Origin of the sequence: Nonlabens sp. SCSIO 43208, from assembly GCF_050703575.1 — a bacterium.
In the GTDB taxonomy this organism is placed as follows: domain Bacteria; phylum Bacteroidota; class Bacteroidia; order Flavobacteriales; family Flavobacteriaceae; genus Nonlabens; species Nonlabens tegetincola.
Map to the genome: position 1 here is coordinate 2113445 of NZ_CP065365.1, position 16561 is coordinate 2130005.

General features: G+C 37.2%; 16 protein-coding genes. 5 read left to right on the forward strand and 11 right to left on the reverse strand.

Going from position 1 to position 16561, the window contains the following annotated elements; genetic code table 11:
* Nucleotides 1-64 precede the first annotated feature (64 nt).
* Nucleotides 65-892 (forward strand): tyrosine-type recombinase/integrase, encoded by an 828-nt coding sequence (locus I5168_RS09730; protein ID WP_431471643.1) that lies wholly within the window; start codon nt 65-67, stop codon nt 890-892.
* 50 nt (nt 893-942) lie between these two features.
* On the opposite strand, the gene I5168_RS09735 is transcribed toward I5168_RS09730, so the two are convergent.
* From I5168_RS09735 to dnaK, 7 genes are all read right to left on the reverse strand, one after another.
* Complete coding sequence (locus tag I5168_RS09735) at nt 943-1560, reverse strand: L-threonylcarbamoyladenylate synthase (protein ID WP_060522442.1); 618 nt, start codon at nt 1558-1560, stop codon at nt 943-945.
* A 1-nt stretch (nt 1561) separates the two neighbouring features.
* The gene (locus I5168_RS09740; RefSeq protein WP_146105011.1) at nt 1562-1837 is read right to left on the reverse strand and encodes a hypothetical protein; all 276 of its coding nucleotides are present in this window, start codon (nt 1835-1837) and stop codon (nt 1562-1564) included.
* Nucleotides 1838-1885: 48 nt separating this feature from the next.
* On the reverse strand, nt 1886-2098 hold the full coding sequence (locus I5168_RS09745; RefSeq protein ID WP_042280261.1) for a DUF2945 domain-containing protein: 213 nt from the start codon (nt 2096-2098) through the stop codon (nt 1886-1888).
* A 107-nt stretch (nt 2099-2205) separates the two neighbouring features.
* The gene (locus I5168_RS09750) at nt 2206-3579 is read right to left on the reverse strand and encodes an aldehyde dehydrogenase (RefSeq protein ID WP_431471644.1); all 1374 of its coding nucleotides are present in this window, start codon (nt 3577-3579) and stop codon (nt 2206-2208) included.
* A 6-nt stretch (nt 3580-3585) separates the two neighbouring features.
* Nucleotides 3586-4278 carry an RluA family pseudouridine synthase gene (locus I5168_RS09755; RefSeq protein WP_431471645.1) on the reverse strand — a complete coding sequence of 231 codons (693 nt, stop codon included), beginning with the start codon at nt 4276-4278 and terminating at the stop codon, nt 3586-3588.
* Nucleotides 4279-4433: 155 nt separating this feature from the next.
* Nucleotides 4434-6170 (reverse strand): mechanosensitive ion channel family protein, encoded by a 1737-nt coding sequence (locus I5168_RS09760; protein WP_431471646.1) that lies wholly within the window; start codon nt 6168-6170, stop codon nt 4434-4436.
* 195 nt (nt 6171-6365) lie between these two features.
* On the reverse strand, nt 6366-8270 hold the full coding sequence (gene dnaK, locus I5168_RS09765; protein WP_042280255.1) for a molecular chaperone DnaK: 1905 nt from the start codon (nt 8268-8270) through the stop codon (nt 6366-6368).
* A 280-nt stretch (nt 8271-8550) separates the two neighbouring features.
* On the opposite strand from dnaK, the gene I5168_RS09770 reads away from it, so the two are divergent.
* The 3 genes from I5168_RS09770 to I5168_RS09780 all read left to right on the forward strand — a co-directional run bounded on the left by I5168_RS09770 (nt 8551) and on the right by I5168_RS09780 (nt 12056).
* On the forward strand, nt 8551-9975 hold the full coding sequence (locus tag I5168_RS09770; RefSeq protein ID WP_338350332.1) for an L-serine ammonia-lyase: 1425 nt from the start codon (nt 8551-8553) through the stop codon (nt 9973-9975).
* A 79-nt stretch (nt 9976-10054) separates the two neighbouring features.
* Nucleotides 10055-10561, forward strand: coding sequence for a PH domain-containing protein (locus I5168_RS09775; RefSeq protein WP_042280254.1), 507 nt, complete (start codon nt 10055-10057; stop codon nt 10559-10561).
* Nucleotides 10554-12056: a PH domain-containing protein gene (locus tag I5168_RS09780; protein ID WP_431471647.1), complete on the forward strand. Its 1503-nt coding sequence runs from the start codon at nt 10554-10556 to the stop codon at nt 12054-12056. The genes I5168_RS09775 and I5168_RS09780 overlap by 8 nt, the downstream gene beginning before the upstream one ends.
* 6 nt (nt 12057-12062) lie before the next feature.
* On the opposite strand, the gene I5168_RS09785 is transcribed toward I5168_RS09780, so the two are convergent.
* Complete coding sequence (locus I5168_RS09785; RefSeq protein WP_167342029.1) at nt 12063-12476, reverse strand: MerC domain-containing protein; 414 nt, start codon at nt 12474-12476, stop codon at nt 12063-12065.
* Between the two features lie 79 nt (nt 12477-12555).
* On the opposite strand from I5168_RS09785, the gene I5168_RS09790 reads away from it, so the two are divergent.
* Nucleotides 12556-12939 (forward strand): Fur family transcriptional regulator, encoded by a 384-nt coding sequence (locus I5168_RS09790; protein ID WP_105019048.1) that lies wholly within the window; start codon nt 12556-12558, stop codon nt 12937-12939.
* 62 nt (nt 12940-13001) lie between these two features.
* Here I5168_RS09790 and I5168_RS09795 read toward each other — a convergent pair whose 3' ends face one another.
* The 3 genes from I5168_RS09795 to I5168_RS09805 all read right to left on the reverse strand — a co-directional run bounded on the left by I5168_RS09795 (nt 13002) and on the right by I5168_RS09805 (nt 16537).
* The gene (locus I5168_RS09795) at nt 13002-13511 is read right to left on the reverse strand and encodes a lactoylglutathione lyase family protein (RefSeq protein ID WP_431472762.1); all 510 of its coding nucleotides are present in this window, start codon (nt 13509-13511) and stop codon (nt 13002-13004) included.
* A 43-nt stretch (nt 13512-13554) separates the two neighbouring features.
* A complete protein-coding gene (locus I5168_RS09800) occupies nt 13555-14253 on the reverse strand; it encodes a ZIP family metal transporter (protein WP_338350326.1) in 699 nt (232 codons plus the stop codon).
* Between the two features lie 175 nt (nt 14254-14428).
* A complete protein-coding gene (locus I5168_RS09805) occupies nt 14429-16537 on the reverse strand; it encodes a DUF349 domain-containing protein (RefSeq protein ID WP_431471648.1) in 2109 nt (702 codons plus the stop codon).
* Nucleotides 16538-16561 lie beyond the last annotated feature (24 nt).

Consider the following 16561-nt stretch of genomic DNA (forward strand, 5'->3'; position numbering starts at 1 on the left):
AATGTGAGTATATAAATAGGTTTGTTGCATTTTTATTATATTGCTGTATAAATGGTATATACACATGTTTGATGACTTTAAACAATTCCTAGCTATAAAACGTTACAGTCCAAACACCGCCAAAACATATCTAGGGTTACTCAATTCCTTTCAACAGTTTTTAGGTGAAACTATACCCATTCATCAAGCTGATTCTAGTGTTATAAGAAAAACATTTACTCAAAAAGTTCTTAAAGAAAATCTGGCCTATTCCACCCAAAAACAACTTGCTAGCGCTATAAGATTATACCTAAACACCATGCACAACAGGTCCATCGAATTAACCACCGTAACACCTCGTAAACCTCAAAAAGTATTACCCGATGTCTTAAGCGCACACGAGATCAACTTAATTTTAAATTCAATTACCAATAAAAAACACCACACAGCAATACTTGTGATATACGCATTAGGATTGCGTAGTGGCGAGCTCATTAACCTTAAAATAAGCCACATAGATGGGCAGCGTGATCAGGTCAAAATTGTGGCCAGTAAAGGTCGCAAGGATAGGTACTTACCTTTACCCAAGGATCTGAAAGTAAGGTTGAGAGAATACTACAAATTATACAAGCCCAAAGAGTACTTGATAGAAGGATATAATCACAGTCGCTATAGTGCATCTAGTCTAAGAGCCGTACTGGCTAATGCTCTAGAGAAATCAGGAATAAATAAAAAGGTTACTTTACACACCTTGCGACATTCCTATGCCACTCATCTTATGGAGGCTGGTGTGAATATTAGAGTGATTCAAGAATTACTAGGTCACAACGATATTAAAACGACCTTGATATATACACACGTATCTCGCATTCATTTGGACAAAATTCCTAATGTGATGCAGTTTTTACAATAAATGCAAGATATCCTTAATGGGGACTTAAGGCGAGTAGGGCACTCATGGGTTTAAAGCTCTACACTGCCTTTTCCTTCACGTACCAATACCGGTTCATCACCAGTAAGGTCAATTATAGTAGATCCTATATTACCACCATAACCGCCATCAATGACTATATCAACAAGATGGTCCCATTTCTCCCAGATCAGGCTGGGATCTGTAGTATATTCAATTACCTCATCATCGTCCTTTATAGAAGTAGAAATTATAGGACGACCTAGCTCACGCACCAGGGCAATCGCGATAGGATGATCAGGTACACGTATACCTACAGTTTTCTTTTTCTTAAAAACAGTAGGTAAGTTATTATTGCCCGGCAAAATAAAAGTATACGGTCCTGGTAAATTTCTTTTAAGTAATTTAAAAGTACCGCTATCTATTTGACTTACGTAATCGCTTAAATTACTTAAGTCCTCACAAATAAATGAGAAGTTGGCTTTTTCTAATTTTACACCTTTAATACGAGCCACTTTTTCTAGGGCATTTTTATTGGTAATATCACATCCCAGACCATAAACCGTATCAGTAGGATAAATTACAAGCGCACCATTGCGCATGGCATCGGCAACGCGTTTAATTTCTCTAGGATTAGGATTATCCTCATAAATTTTAATAAAATCGGCCATATTAATCCCTTAAAAATAAATAGTGCAAGCTAGATAGGGTTATTATTGCTGTAAGTACCGCGATAAACAATTGCGTCCACAGTCTAACTTGTTCTACATCGGGTTGTGGTACAGGTTGATAGCGATGTCTACCATTGCGATCAATTTTAATACCCATTCTATCCTTAGGACTGCATAACTCTACCCAGCTGCGGTAGGCAATCACAGCGGCAAGTATAAAAACGGCAGCCAGTACAATGGCTACAGTAGCAGTTCCTAGTTCCATCCAATTCATCATATAGGGTAGTAGTGTGTAAAAAATGTACAGTTAAATATACGTAAAAAATTAATCTGCTCGGTTTACTTCGCTCTCTAATTTTAGAACGTTGCTACCGTCTTCTTGTTCGATATACAAGGCTTTATTTCCTTCTTCACCTTCTCTAGTTACCTCATTGCCGTCTATGGTACGTGTCACTTTTTTAGTAAATGTGGACTGTACAGTACCGGTTGCTGTACCGTTTCCCCATTCCCATTTTACTTTGGTTCCTTCCTTAATCATAGCTATTTTTATTTTAAAGGTAGTTGATCATTACGCTTTCGCGAAAGCGTACTAACAAAACATTACCACCACATTGTGACAGTTTTAAGGTTGTACCTATATCGTTGTTAAAAACGCTTTAAAAAGGATTTTGTTGCTTTTAATTTACCAGCATAAGGTGGATATTTTAAAGTAATATCCAGCCAGTTTTTCCTGTGTACCACACTTTTATAATGACTGAAACAGTCAAAACTGTGCTTGCCGTGATAGGCTCCTATACCGCTGTTGCCCACACCACCAAAAGGCAATCTATCGTTCACAAAATGAACTATACAATCATTAATCACGCCACCACCATAACTATAACGTTTTGTAAACCAATTAATAAACGATTTTTGAGTAGCAAAAACATAACCACTCAAGGGTTTTTCATATCTGTGAATCCACTTTTCAATATCGTCTTGTTCCTGATAACTAATGACGGGTAGTATGGGACCAAAAATTTCCTGTTGCATGACAGCGCTTTCCTCACCAGGCTCGTCAAGTAGAGTAGGAGCTAGGTACAACTGCTCTAGGTTGTAATCACCACCGGTGATTAGTTGTTCACCATCTAGGTAAGAAAGTAATTTTTCTAAGTGGTCCTTGCGATTAATACGGCCATAATCATGACTAGATTGCGGTTGTTCTCCATAAAACTGTGCTATGCTTATTTGCAATTGTTTAACCAATTCCTGTTTTACGCTTGCATGAACCAGTATGTAATCAGGTGCAATACAAGTTTGACCAGCATTTAGATATTTGGCCCATACAATTCGTTTTGCGGCCGTTTTTATCGCAGCACTTTGGTGAACGACACAAGGGTTTTTACCGCCTAATTCTAGTGTTACAGGAGTAAGATGCTGTGCGGCTGCCTGGTAGATAAGTTTACCTACTTGTGGACTGCCAGTAAAAAAAATGTAATCCCATTTAAGGCTTGTAAGCTCTTTGGCAACTGCGGCATCACCCTTACATACGGTTACATGTTCAGGAGAAAAGCTTGTAGCAATAATTTCCTCGAGTAATTGAGAGGTGTGTGGTGCAAATTCACTAGGTTTTAAAACCACAGTATTACCAGCTCCTACAGCTCCTATTACTGGAGCTAGCGCTAGTTGAAAGGGATAATTCCACGGTGATATAACGAGAACGTTACCATAAGGTTCGGGATATTGTCTAGCCTGGGATGGAAAATTAAGTAAGGCCGCACGTACTTTTTTAGGTTTTGTCCAGCGTTTAAGTTTGTAAAGAAACTTGCGCAATTCGGCCATGACTACATTATACTCAGTAACATAAGCTTCAAACTCGCTTTTACCCAAATCTTTTTTAAGTGCGTTGTATACGTCTTGCTCTCTAGTTTCTAACGTGTTTTTTAATCGCTGTAAACTTTGGGTTCTATAATTTAATTCTTTACTAGCTCCAGTTTTAAAAAATTGCTGTTGTAAACGGTGTGTGTAGGATACATTCATAGGTAATTATTTACTTGCAGCAAGCCACAAATTATCATGATCGGGTACTGGTGCCACGATTGTAACAGGTGCTTTCTTAACAGGATGAATAAACGACAGTTGTCTGGCATGCAGGTGTATACTGCCATCCTTATTGGACCTGCGTGCACCGTATTTAAGATCTCCTTTTATAACGTGACCTATTTTACTTAATTGACATCTTATCTGGTGATGCCTACCTGTTTCTAGCGTTATTTCTAACAGCGTATAACGTTCTAACTGTTTAATGATTTTATAGGTGAGTACTGCCTTTTTTGAATCCGGCACTTCATGATCGTGAGCATAACTTTTATTTTGTTTGGTATTGCGCACTAGGTAATGAACGAGCCGTTTTTCTTTAGATTTTGGCGTTCCTTCTACAAGTGCCCAGTAGATCTTTTCAGTTTTATGATCGGCAAATAAATTGTTCATACGCGGTAACGCTTTTGAAGTACGTGCAAAAACTACAACACCACTAGTAGGTCTATCTAGCCTGTGTGTCACACCCAAATAAACAGCACCTGGTTTATCGTATTTGTGAGCTATATATTTTTTAATAGCATCGGGTAGAATAGGATCACCGGTTTTATCACCTTGAACTAGTTCACCAGATTCTTTGTTGACCGCAATTAAATGGTTGTCCTCGTGTAAAATGCGGTGTTCAATATTCTTTCTACTCATAAAGGATAAAGATAAGAAGGTATTTATCTTGATTTACGATTTGTTATTAAGTTATTACAAGAAGTTGTTCAGCGTGGTATTGTGGTGATAATTCCATCGCTACTTAAATTACCTTTATTAGGGATCATAACCTAATTTCACTTGCAGTATTTCCATTAGGTAGGTTCCTTTTGAATCAAGATGCGCTCTTTGGACAAGTGTTTACCATCGTTTAATTGAGCTATAAATTTCACTAGTTCTTCCCTTAACTTACAGTGTAATTCCCATGCCGAATTAGCATCCTGAGCGCTGCAAAGCGCTCTTATGGCTATTGCTTTTTCAGTTACTTCGGTAACTTGGACAACAGGTGGATGTTCTTCATCATACTCTTCTTCTTGTTTTAATAATTCAGAGAACTTTTCACGTACTAGCTGTACGTCGGTATTATAATCGGCATAAACAACAATGGGCTGTAAACGGTGAGCATTGGTCATGGACCAATTTTGGAATGGTTTTGAGATAATGTCTTTAAGAGGAATAATAAGCCTACGACTGTCCCAGGTACGTGTAACCATGTAGGTAAAGCGTATGTCTTCTACATAACACCATTCGTCACCTATATACAAAGTGTCACCAATTTTGCACGGTCTTGTAAGTGCTATTTGTATTCCTGCTATGATATTACCTAGGGTATTTTGTGCTGCTACACCTAATATTATGGTAATCAAACCAGCAGACGCCAGTAAGGATATGCCTAATTTTTCTAAAGATCTAAACTGTGATAATACCACCGAAATAGCTACAAAGATGATAATGATGGTCAATAATCGTCGCGCTACCGAAATGTAAGTCATCATCATACGAGCTTGTGTGTTTTCCTCTATAGATGAATCACCTATTTTATGTTCGGCAATGTAGGTCATTACAGCATTAATAAAACTCATGAGCAACCAGGCAATGGAAGCAATTACCAAGACCAAAAGGATTGCGTAAATAGTACTAGAATAAGGCCCAGAAAATGAAATGAGTTTATTAAGTATGATATAAAAGAATAGCATGCTTAGGGCTATTCCTGCTGGTTTGGCCAACTTATTAGCTGTTGTTCTTAACCAGGCTCTGTCTGACTTAAGTAACAATCTTCTTGTTACATAGCTAAAAACTCTTCCTACAGCATATGCCATAAAGAAAAGGAGAATGGTCGCTACAAATTTCCAAACAGGAAATCCTAGAAATGAAACTCTGGCCCATTGAGGCATGATACGATCAAGTTTTCTAGGACCATACTCCTCATACAAGGGTTCAATATTTTCTACCGTATTAGATGCTATCATCCAAAAAGCACCATAATCGTCTAATTTAACACGTTGTAATCGCAGGACTACATCGCGGTTGTTTAAATCTACTTCTCCAAAAACCACACTTCGTCTAGGGTTTCCAGCAATAGCTCCGTTTGTTGAAGTAGTTATATCAATTTGTCCATCGGGTCTATCTGATATGTTGTTCCAATCAATTTTGACTCGTTGATTGAGCACGAAATAAAATTTCTCTGCGAGAATTGCCGCTTCTTTTTTAGTTACTTCCTTGGGAAAAAGATTTAAGTTAAGGGCATAACCGGCTTCTTCAAAGTTGTTGTTTCTACAGCTAGATATAAATTGTTCAAGCGTTGCCTGTGGTGTTTGAAAGTTTAAATGATTAGGTGGTAACCCAATGTTTTCATTTAGTCTATTAACAATGTAAAAAGCCTCGTTATACGCTCCAATAGGATTTGATTGGTAGGTACCTGCTTCAGATATGGTATCGGATAATTTAGGAAAATCACGAGTTGGTTCAGCTTCTTTTTCCTGACTGTTTCCTAGGATAGAAAATACCAATAAACCAAAAAGTAAAATCCTGTGAAAAGCTGATTTTAACATAGTTCATAAGGTAGATATATTTCGTGTTTTGACGTATTATCGATTTGTTAAATCCTACCAGTAAGTAGTAATTTTAAGTGTGTTTTATAATTCAGAAGTAATAAAAAAGGCCTTGAACTTAATCAAGGCCTTTCTTGTACTATATCGTAGTTCAAATAAAGAAACTACAACCAAACTCGTGGTTTGTTTATGAGTTTACTTTACTTCTTCAAAGTCAACATCTTCTACATCACTTGTATCGTCACCAGCTTGTTGTTGAGCACCAGCATCAGGACCAGGTTGACCACCTTGAGCCTCGGCTTGAGCTTTATACATTTCTTCACTAGCTGCAGTCCATACAGTATTCATTTTCTCAAGAGCAGGATCAATTTGTGCGATATCCTTAGTTTCATAAGCTTTCTTCAACTCTTCAAGAGCTTCTTCAATTGGCTTTTTCTTATCATCACCTAGTTTATCACCAAATTCTTCTAATTGCTTTTCAGTTTGGAAAATCAACTGGTCTGCTTGATTTAATTTATCGGCTTTTTCTTTAGCTTGCTTATCAGCTTCAGCATTAGCTTCAGCTTCTTGCTTCATTTTTTGGATTTCCTCTTCAGTAAGACCCGATGACGCTTCGATACGAATGTCTTGTTTCTTACCAGTTGCTTTATCCTCGGCGCTTACCTTAATGATACCGTTGGCATCAATATCAAAAGTCACTTCAATTTGCGGTGTACCACGACGTGCTGGTGGAATACCATCTAAGTGAAAACGACCAATGGTCTTGTTATCTGTAGCCATAGAACGCTCACCTTGAAGTACGTGAATTTCTACACTAGGCTGATTATCAGCTGCTGTAGAGAATACTTGTGACTTTTTAGTAGGAATAGTTGTATTAGCATCGATAAGTTTAGTCATAACGCCACCCATAGTTTCAATACCTAGAGAAAGAGGAGTTACATCTAGAAGTAATACATCCTTAACATCACCTGTAAGTACACCACCTTGAATAGCAGCACCAATTGCTACAACTTCATCAGGGTTTACACCTTTAGAAGGCTTTTTACCGAAGAATTTTTCAACTGCTTCTTGTACTGCTGGGATACGAGTAGATCCACCTACAAGTATGATTTCATCAATATCACCAGTAGAAAGATCAGCTGCTTTAAGAGCAGTTCTACATGGTTCAATAGTACGCTTTACTAAATCATCAATTAATTGCTCAAATTTTGATCTTGTAAGCGTTTTTACCAAGTGTTTAGGACCGCTAGCGGTAGCAGTTACATAAGGTAGATTAATTTCAGTTTGAGCACTTGATGAAAGTTCAATTTTAGCTTTTTCTGCAGCTTCTTTAAGACGTTGTAACGCCATTGGATCTTTACGTAAGTCCATTTGCTCAGCTGCTTGGAATTCATCAGCTAGCCAGTTGATGATTGCTTCATCTACATCATCACCACCTAGGTGTGTATCACCATCAGTCGATAATACTTCAAACACGCCATCTCCTAATTCAAGAATAGAAACATCGTGAGTACCACCACCAAAGTCAAATACAACGATTTTTTGATCTGTATCTTTTTTATCTAGACCGTATGCAAGTGCAGCAGCAGTAGGCTCGTTGATAATACGCTCTACTTTAAGACCTGCGATTTCACCAGCTTCCTTAGTCGCCTGACGTTGTGAGTCGTTAAAATAAGCTGGTACAGTAATTACAGCTCCTGTTACTTCAGTACCTAAATAATCTTCGGCTGTTTTTTTCATTTTCTGTAGGATCATAGCACTCAATTCTTGTGGAGTGTACAATCTTCCATCTATATCAACACGTGGTGTGTCGTTGTCACCTTTTACCACGTTGTAAGGTACGCGATCGGCTTCTCTTTGAGATTCAGAGTATTTGTTACCCATGAATCTTTTGATAGAGTAGATGGTTTTTTCTGGGTTAGTTACTGCTTGTCTTTTTGCAGGATCACCCACTTTAATTTCACCACCTTCTACAAACGCAATTACAGATGGCGTTGTGCGTTTTCCTTCTGCATTAGGTATTACAGTAGGCTCGCTTCCTTCCATTACCGAAACACAGCTGTTTGTAGTACCTAAATCGATTCCTATTATTTTACTCATTATATCAATTTTAAGTTTATTCAAATTTTTACACTCTGCATAAGTCAATGTTTGTGCCAAGCAAATGCCAGTGACAGGATGTCATAATTACAGAAAAGCTGACAGTGCGCAACTACTTATTTGTATACAAGAGTTCTACTTATCAATAAGTACCCATGTACCGAATGACACTTTTAAACCACTAGAAAAATTACTAAAAATAGGGTTGGATAATGCTACAATTTTTCGGCTATGACAAAGGATAAAAGTATATTTGAATTTCGAATGAAAAAGAAACAACATGGAAGCAATCAGCGTTTTTGACATGCTTAAAATAGGAGTAGGACCTTCTAGTTCACATACTTTAGGACCATGGCGTGCAGCCAATAGGTTTCTTGAGAAATTACGCAAAGTGAATAAATTAAAGCAAGTACAACGCATTCAAGTAGATCTTTATGGAAGCTTATCCTTGACCGGTCGCGGTCATGCCACCGACATTGCAGTGATGATGGGATTGATGGATAAAGATCCTGTGACTTGTGATATTGCTCAAATTCCGCACGATGTAGCGGCTTTAAGCAGTGAAAAATGTATCAAATTAAATGACGGTATTCAATTTGAGTTTGATCCAGTTGATGCCATAACCTTCCACCGTAAATTTTTACCTTATCATCCTAATGGATTAAGATTTAAAGCCTTTTACAAAGACGGTAAATCTAGAACCGAGCATTTTTATAGTATAGGAGGCGGATTTGTAGTTCAAAAAGAACGCAAGCGAGCGCAAAAGAAAAAAGTGACCTTCAGTTGTTTTCCTAGACCGGTACAAACAGCAACAGAATTATTAAACTATTGCCATCGAGACGGCATGGCAATAAGCGAGGTCGTTTTAGAAAACGAACGATACATGCGCAGTGATGAAGAAATCAATAAAGAGTTTAAAGCTGTTTGGGACGTCATGCTCGATAGTATGTACACAGGTTGCCATACCGAGGGAACTTTACCAGGTGGATTAAACGTAAGACGTCGCGCTTATGACAACCACCTAAAGCTTCAAAAGGGTAAACCCTATTCTAATAAAGAAGAGTGGATTGAAGCTATACGTGATACCGAAGTAAAATTTAGAGAAATCTTAAAATGGGTGTCCTGTTTTGCCCTTGCGGTTAATGAAGTAAATGCATCCTTGGGTCGTGTGGTAACAGCTCCTACCAACGGTAGCGCTGGTGTTATTCCATCTGTAATCATGTATTATATGGTAATTGAAAACCACGACGCAAACTTTGAGGACATCAAGAAGTTTTTACTGGTAGCTGGTGAGGTAGGAGCTTTATTTAAAAAAGGAGCGACCATAAGTGCTGCAATGGGTGGTTGCCAGGCAGAAATTGGTGTAAGTAGCGCAATGGCAGCTGCTGGATTAACAGAACTTATGGGTGGCACACCAGACCAAGTTCTAATGGCTGCGGAAATTGCCATGGAACACCACCTAGGACTTACCTGTGATCCTATTGCAGGATTGGTTCAAGTTCCTTGTATAGAACGCAACGCTATGGGAGCAATTAAGGCTATAAATGCTTGTGAACTAGCTCTCGACGCCGACGCCTCGCATGCCAAAGTACCTTTAGATAAGGTTATTAATACCATGTGGCAAACGGCTCAAGATATGAATTCCAAATACAAAGAAACTAGTGAAGGCGGACTTGCAGTTAATGTGAGTTTGAGCGATTGTTAATTAGAATTTTTAATATTTTCTTTATTACGCTTTCGCGAAAGCGTAACAGCTATTAACTTTATGAGTCTAATAGTTGATAATGACAAACGAGCAAATTCTTACCCATTCACTACCGGACATTGAAAGCTTTTCATTTGAGAAACATCCTAAGCGTTTTTTAAATAAAAAACTAATAGCCAACACCTTATACATGATACCACTTGCTATAGCGGTAGGCTTTTTGTTTTATAATTTTTCAGAGTTTCCTTGGTTGGGCTGGAGTGGATTGGGTCTATGGGCTTTTATACTTTTGTTTTCATTATTTGTGAATTATAAGGAATATTTTGTTCGAGGTTATACTTTAAGAGAACACGATATAACGTATCGCAAAGGATGGATCTTTCACCATCAAATCACAGTACCCTTCAATCGCATTCAACATACTGAAATCAATCATGGACCTATAGACAGACTCTTTAATCTTTGTGAGCTAGAGATTTATACCGCTGGAGGTTCTTCTAGTGATTTATCCATAAGCGGTCTCGATCCTAAAGATGCTCAAAATTTAAAATCATTTGTAGCAGGAAAAACGAGCACACATGTTTGATTTATCAACTCCACAGCGACAAAGCAAAAAAGTTATTGCTCTGTATGCCTTTAAGAGCTTAAGGGGTTTTATATTCTTTTTCGTTTTTGCAGCTTTTGGGATGCGAGGATTTCTTGAAGGGCTTGCTTTTACAGGATTAGTACTTTTTGTTGCGGCTACCAGCTTAATAGGACCAGTAATTCAATACTTGTTTTTCAAATTTTACATAGAACAAGATGAATTTATACTGAATAAAGGATGGTTATTTAAGGAAAAAAAAGCGGTTCCGCTAGAACGCATTCAATCTGTAAATCTAGAGCAAAATTTGCTACAACGTATACTTAAGGTATACAGTGTACAAATAGAAACAGCTGGTTCCAAGGAGAAAGAACTGGAGATTAAAGCACTGGACGAGTCGGCAGCGCTTTCTCTTAAACAAGCTCTACTCGACATAAGTAACCAAAGGGTAGAGCAGGAGAAAACTGAAATTACAGAACCAGAAAAGAAAACAGTAAATCCTACTTCCAACGAGGTTTCATCTACCTTGCTAAAATTAAGTTTCTTAGATCTTTTCAAAGTAGGTATGACCCAAAACCACTTGCGCAGTGGTGGCGTAGCAATAGGTCTTGTAGTAGGAAGTTATTTTAAATTTCAGGATGTAATTAAGCAGTTTTTCGGAGATTATTTAGATGGTTGGGAATGGGAAAATCTAATGAGTTTTGCTAGTTTGGGTATGCTATTTAGTTTTTTATTGATATTCTTGGTATTCTCCATAGTGGTAAGCTTAATAACTGTTTTTAGTAATTACTATGGTTTTAAGGCTGTAGTTTATCAAAGTCATCTTGAACTTTCTATGGGATTAATCAAGCGTCAAGAAATCCGTGTTCCTATTGAGAAAATTCAATCTCTCGAATTTAGAACAAACCCTTTAAGACAGTGGTTAGGCTATTCTACAGCCTATATTTATCAAGCTCAGTCAGATGCTAATAAGGCGTCTAAAGTTAGTATTCCTGCCTGTAAAAAAGAGCATATTAAAATACTACAAGAAACAGCTTTTAAGGATAGCGTTGTTGATGCTACTATTGATATTCCCTGTAATGGTTTTTCATACATGAGATTAGCAAGTTATATCATGCTTGCTACTTTGATTCCTACGTTGGTTCCGCTTGCATATTTTGGAGATTATAACTGGGTGGTACCTATGCTTATACCAGCGGTATTGATTGTCTTTTGGAGCTATATGTATGGTAGCAATAGTGGTATAGTAACAGATAAAGGTTTTATAGGATTTAAAAAAGGCTGGTTATTCAAGAGTTTTTCTATAAGTCCTGTATTTAAAGCGCAAGCAGTTGAAAAATGGGACAGTATTTTTATAAGAAGGCGTGAAGAAATGCATGTTAAGTTTCATACAGCCTCTGGCAGTAATGGGTTGAGGTATTTTAAAAAAGACGCTGTCAACCACTTACTGAATTATATAAATAATACGGTTATAAAAAGTAATCGTAATTGGATGTAACAATTATTAATGAAGGCAGCATTGTTCATCATTACATTGACAATACTTTAAATGAAATAGGTGTAAACCTGCAAGCACAATAGCAACGCCATAAGTAACAGATTCTGCCAAGGCTATAATTTCTATTTTCTCATTAACAATTAAGAGAAACAGTAAACTATAAGTTGACCATAAAACGTACTTCATCCAGTTCCTAGAACTTTTTTGTAGGGTTTGCTTGATAGCTATAAAGGAAACAAACAGAAATATAAAATCAAGATAATCCCACCAGATAGGTGCTGCGGCGTGATTATGATGATCAATCGTGCCATGAGTGTGCGCATGTGCGATAAAAAGAATAGGAGTTGCGACACAGTGTATGATACACATAATGCTTGCTGTAGCTCCATATACATCAGGTTTTAATAAGTTTACTTTCATTTTTATATTTTAATGCAACACAGTTGCAAAAGTAAGAAGTAAAGTTGGTAGTAACTCTATGAAAGTATAATTTTGCGTTATGGGCATACAACGTAAGACATCGACAATTGGACTGTTGCTTGATCAATTTAAGAAAAGTAATCAAGCTATTGCGGCTGTAGAATTAGTTGATCGCTTAAAAGAAAAAGTAAACAAAACTACGGTATATCGTGCATTAGAAAGGCTAGAGGATGATGGCTTAGTACATTCTTTTTTAGACCGTGATGGGATTAAGCGTTACGCTATTTGCCAGGATTGTAATAAGGATTCACACGTGCATGATCATCCTCATTTTCAATGTACGAATTGTGGTAAAGTAGATTGTCTAGAAGAAGCCTCGGTAAATATTCCTAAAATCTCAGGTCGAACTATACACAAGACTGATGTGCTACTTCAAGGAATTTGCGAAACTTGTTCAGTTTAAAATTCCACAAATTCCAAATGAAGGTACTTTGTTGGGCGTTATAATTAATGTCTTAAAAGGGATTAATCCTCATTTTGATAAGCTCCAGAGGAATAGGTGAGTTCGTAGCTATGTGTGTAAATTTCAAACACAATTCCAAATGGATCCTCAACATAAACCATTTTATACGGTTTTTCATTAGGATAATATTCTCGTATAGGCATACGTTGTTTTCCTCCAGCATCAACAATACGCTCAGTTAATTTTTCAATCTCAGGATCTTGAACACAAAAATGAAATAATCCTGTATTGAAAGGATTAAATTCTGGTGCTTCTTTTTGACCAAAAGGGAATGCAAAGAGTTCAATTCCTATTCCGTCAGATGTAGATAAATGAGCGATTTCAAAACTTTCCCAATCTTCACCAAACACATCAATACACATTTGACCAATGGCCGTGTCAGTCTCTTTTTTCACTGTTGATGGTGGCATAATTACATACCAGCCCATTATTTCTGAGTAAAATTCAACTGCTTTATGAATATCGGGTACTGTAATCCCTATATGGGAAAATGATTTAGGATATGGAGTCATCTTTTTTATGGCAAGGTAGAAATTTGACAAACAAGGTTTCTTACTATTCTCCTAAAGTATTTAAGTATAGAGCTAGAATAAGACCTATAGCAGTAGCTACTCCACTCCAGTATTTATTCTCCTTAAAAGCCTTTGGAAATACTTCTATCGCCAGGGAAGCTACAACTGCACCGCCAGCAAAACATTTTATGTAGTTTAAATAACTCTTTGGAACATCATCCAATAGAAAATGACCTATTAAAGCTGCCATAGATAAGATTATGGCGGTAGCGATCCATAGAATTAATATTTTCCGTTTGGAAGAGGTGTTTTCAGCCATCTCCTTAGCACCACCAGCTGCTTCGGGTAAATTTGATAATAGGATGGAACCAGAAAGCGCTGCCACAGATAATGGGCTTGCACTTATCAAAGCAACTCCTAAAGCTAGGTTTTCTGGTATGCCATCTAAAGTAATGGCAGCCAGTAAACCAGCACCGCTATTAGATCCCCATTTTTCTTTGATTAAATAGTCCAAACCTGTGAAAATAGTAGCGCCTAAAAATACACAGAGCAACGTGATCCCAACAGAATCGTTTTTCAATGATGGATGAATTAATTCCAAGATTGCTGAAACTAATAAAGCTCCACCAGCCAAAGCGACTAAAAAACCTTCTATTTTTTTAGATAATGAACCATAAATACCCCAAACGGCTCCAAGAATTAAAGCTGCAGAAACTGTAAGAATTACGATAAACGTCATCATATTAAGGCCCAAGTTACGGACTTAATTTAATTTATATTTCGGCTTTATGTTTCCTTTAATTGTTTAAGGATATAGAAAGATGAATAGGGTGTAGGTTAATCGGATATTTCTCCTATAAAAAAGCCTTGAACAATCGTTCAAGGCTTTTTTTAGAATTAAGAGAAGTTTAATCTGCTTATTCTTCCGATGTAACCTCAGTGGTTACTTCTTCTTGTTGAGCCAATTGACGTTCAAGTATATTAACCTGCTTTTGTTTTTCTTTTACCACGTCTAGCTCTTTCTGTAAATCTGCTATATTTTTCTTTTGTGCTAGTATCAATGGATTTTTGTCATCCTTAGAATTAAAAAACTGAAGGTTATTTTGCAGTTGTAAAATTTCCTTTTTTATCTCATCCTGACGTTTTCTCAAGTAAAAACGCTCGTTTTTAAAGTCTCTTTCATTACCATTTTCTAACGAGCTCAATTTGTTTTGATATTTTAGCATTTCTGCATCTACCTCACTTAAACCAGCTGCTTTAAATTTAGCTTTAACGAGTTTCTCAAACTTATCTTGAATAAAACGTTTTGAGTAAGGCACGCGTCCTATCGCAGACCATTGATCCATGAAAGATTGAATATCCGACTGCATAGCCTCTTTATCATCCTGTGGCAACATTTCCTTTAAAGCATCATAAATCTTAAGCTTTGCTTCGTAATTTTCTTTCTCTTCTACAGTAGCAGCTTCTTTTTGAGCATTCTTTTTATCAAAGAAAGCGTTACAAGCCTTTTGAAAACGTTTCCAAATCTTGTCACTATCTTTTCGAGGTACGTGACCTATTTTTTTCCAGTCTGCCTGAATACGCTTCATAACCTGTAGGCTTCCAGCGAAATCTTCAGAGTTTTGATGTTCTTCGGCAATAGCGATGAGATCCATTTTCTTTTTAAGATTCTCATTTTGCTCGTCTTTAAGCTCTTTATAAAAGTTGTTTTTGGCTCTATTGAATTCCCTAGTTACCGATCTATATTGATCCCATAAATCATTATTCACATCTTTAGGGGCTGCTCCTGTATTTTTGAATAACTCCTTGAGTACGTCAATCTCTTTTAAACGGTCTTGCCATTCTTTATGAGATTTAGCACCTGTTTCAGTTATTTTTTGAACCTCGGCGATGATGTTTTCCTTCACCATCTTATTGTGTTCTTGTTGTTTATCACGCTCTTTATAAAATTCTTGACGTTTGTCATGAATTACTTTTGTAGCTGCTTTAAATGATTCCCAAGTAGGGTCTCTGTGTTCTTGAGCTACTGGACCTACATCTTCTTTCCACATGCGGTGTAATTCCTGAAGTTCACGTAGCGCTTTGTGAATATTGTCTTCTTGTCCTAATTCTTCAGCGCGAGCTATTATTTTATGACGTAGTTCAAGGTTACGTTCAAAGTCTTTATCACGTAATTCTTTAGACAGGTCTATGTAGTCATAAAAGTTTTGGGTAGCAAGTCTATAATCTTCCCATGTGATATTGTAAGCATCATGCGGGATAGGACCAGTAGAACGCCAGTTTTCTTGTAAATCATGAAACTTTTTGAAAGTGGTACCAATGTTTTCCTCTTCGGTAATCAAGGTTTTAATTCCTTCAATAATCTCACGACGTTTTACAAGATTAGCTTCTTGCTGTGCACGACGCTTTCTTTGAAACTCTCCTTTTTCCTTACGATATGTACGGTGTAAATCGTTAAATACCTTAGTAAGCTCGTTATTGTATTCAAACTGTGGTGCTAGTGGATCGTCAGAAGGTGGATTCTCTTTTTCAAACTTTGCCTTTTCTTCCTCGTGAATCTCTGCATCACGTTTTTCAAAGTTCTTTTTAATTTTTTCGGCCTGATCTCTAAAACTATTGATGGGATATTCTTGCATCAGTTGACGCAGCTCATCAATAAGTTCCTTTTGATTCATGGTCTCGTATTCCTTTTCAGGGATTTCTACCGTATTATCCTGATTTTCATCCTTATCGGCTTCTTCATTTTCATCGATGATAGGATCAGTAGCATTTTGTACAGCTTCACTTTCTTCCACCATGGTGTCTTCATGAGTAGTAGAATGGTCTTCTGCTTTTTGAGAAGCTTTGTTGGTGCCTTCAACTGTCGTAGTTTCTTTAACAGGTTCCACCTCGATGTGCTCCTTTTCAGATTCTTCGGCCTTTTTTTGTTCTGCGATAAAGGCATTTTCAATCGCATTAGTCTCGTCGGATAGATGCTTTGCATCATTTTGTCCATCTGCTTGTGGCAGGTTGTCGTTCTTGTTCATTTTTTTCATTTAAAAAATAGGTGG

Bases quoted from the DNA above. Each gene is read 5' to 3' on its own strand.
- I5168_RS09780 (WP_431471647.1), top strand. From the start codon at position 10,554: ATGTTTGATTTATCAACTCCACAGCGACAAAGCAAAAAAGTTATTGCT.
- I5168_RS09770 (WP_338350332.1), top strand. From the start codon at position 8,551: ATGGAAGCAATCAGCGTTTTTGACATGCTTAAAATAGGAGTAGGACCT.
- I5168_RS09800 (WP_338350326.1), bottom strand. From the start codon at position 14,253: ATGATGACGTTTATCGTAATTCTTACAGTTTCTGCAGCTTTAATTCTT.
- I5168_RS09745 (WP_042280261.1), bottom strand. From the start codon at position 2,098: ATGATTAAGGAAGGAACCAAAGTAAAATGGGAATGGGGAAACGGTACA.
- I5168_RS09805 (WP_431471648.1), bottom strand. From the start codon at position 16,537: ATGAACAAGAACGACAACCTGCCACAAGCAGATGGACAAAATGATGCA.
- I5168_RS09730 (WP_431471643.1), top strand. From the start codon at position 65: ATGTTTGATGACTTTAAACAATTCCTAGCTATAAAACGTTACAGTCCA.
- I5168_RS09795 (WP_431472762.1), bottom strand. From the start codon at position 13,511: ATGACTCCATATCCTAAATCATTTTCCCATATAGGGATTACAGTACCC.
- I5168_RS09775 (WP_042280254.1), top strand. From the start codon at position 10,055: ATGACAAACGAGCAAATTCTTACCCATTCACTACCGGACATTGAAAGC.
- I5168_RS09785 (WP_167342029.1), bottom strand. From the start codon at position 12,476: ATGAAAGTAAACTTATTAAAACCTGATGTATATGGAGCTACAGCAAGC.
- I5168_RS09760 (WP_431471646.1), bottom strand. From the start codon at position 6,170: ATGTTAAAATCAGCTTTTCACAGGATTTTACTTTTTGGTTTATTGGTA.
- I5168_RS09735 (WP_060522442.1), bottom strand. From the start codon at position 1,560: ATGGCCGATTTTATTAAAATTTATGAGGATAATCCTAATCCTAGAGAA.
- I5168_RS09740 (WP_146105011.1), bottom strand. From the start codon at position 1,837: ATGATGAATTGGATGGAACTAGGAACTGCTACTGTAGCCATTGTACTG.
- I5168_RS09755 (WP_431471645.1), bottom strand. From the start codon at position 4,278: ATGAGTAGAAAGAATATTGAACACCGCATTTTACACGAGGACAACCAT.
- I5168_RS09750 (WP_431471644.1), bottom strand. From the start codon at position 3,579: ATGAATGTATCCTACACACACCGTTTACAACAGCAATTTTTTAAAACT.
- I5168_RS09790 (WP_105019048.1), top strand. From the start codon at position 12,556: ATGGGCATACAACGTAAGACATCGACAATTGGACTGTTGCTTGATCAA.
- dnaK (WP_042280255.1), bottom strand. From the start codon at position 8,270: ATGAGTAAAATAATAGGAATCGATTTAGGTACTACAAACAGCTGTGTT.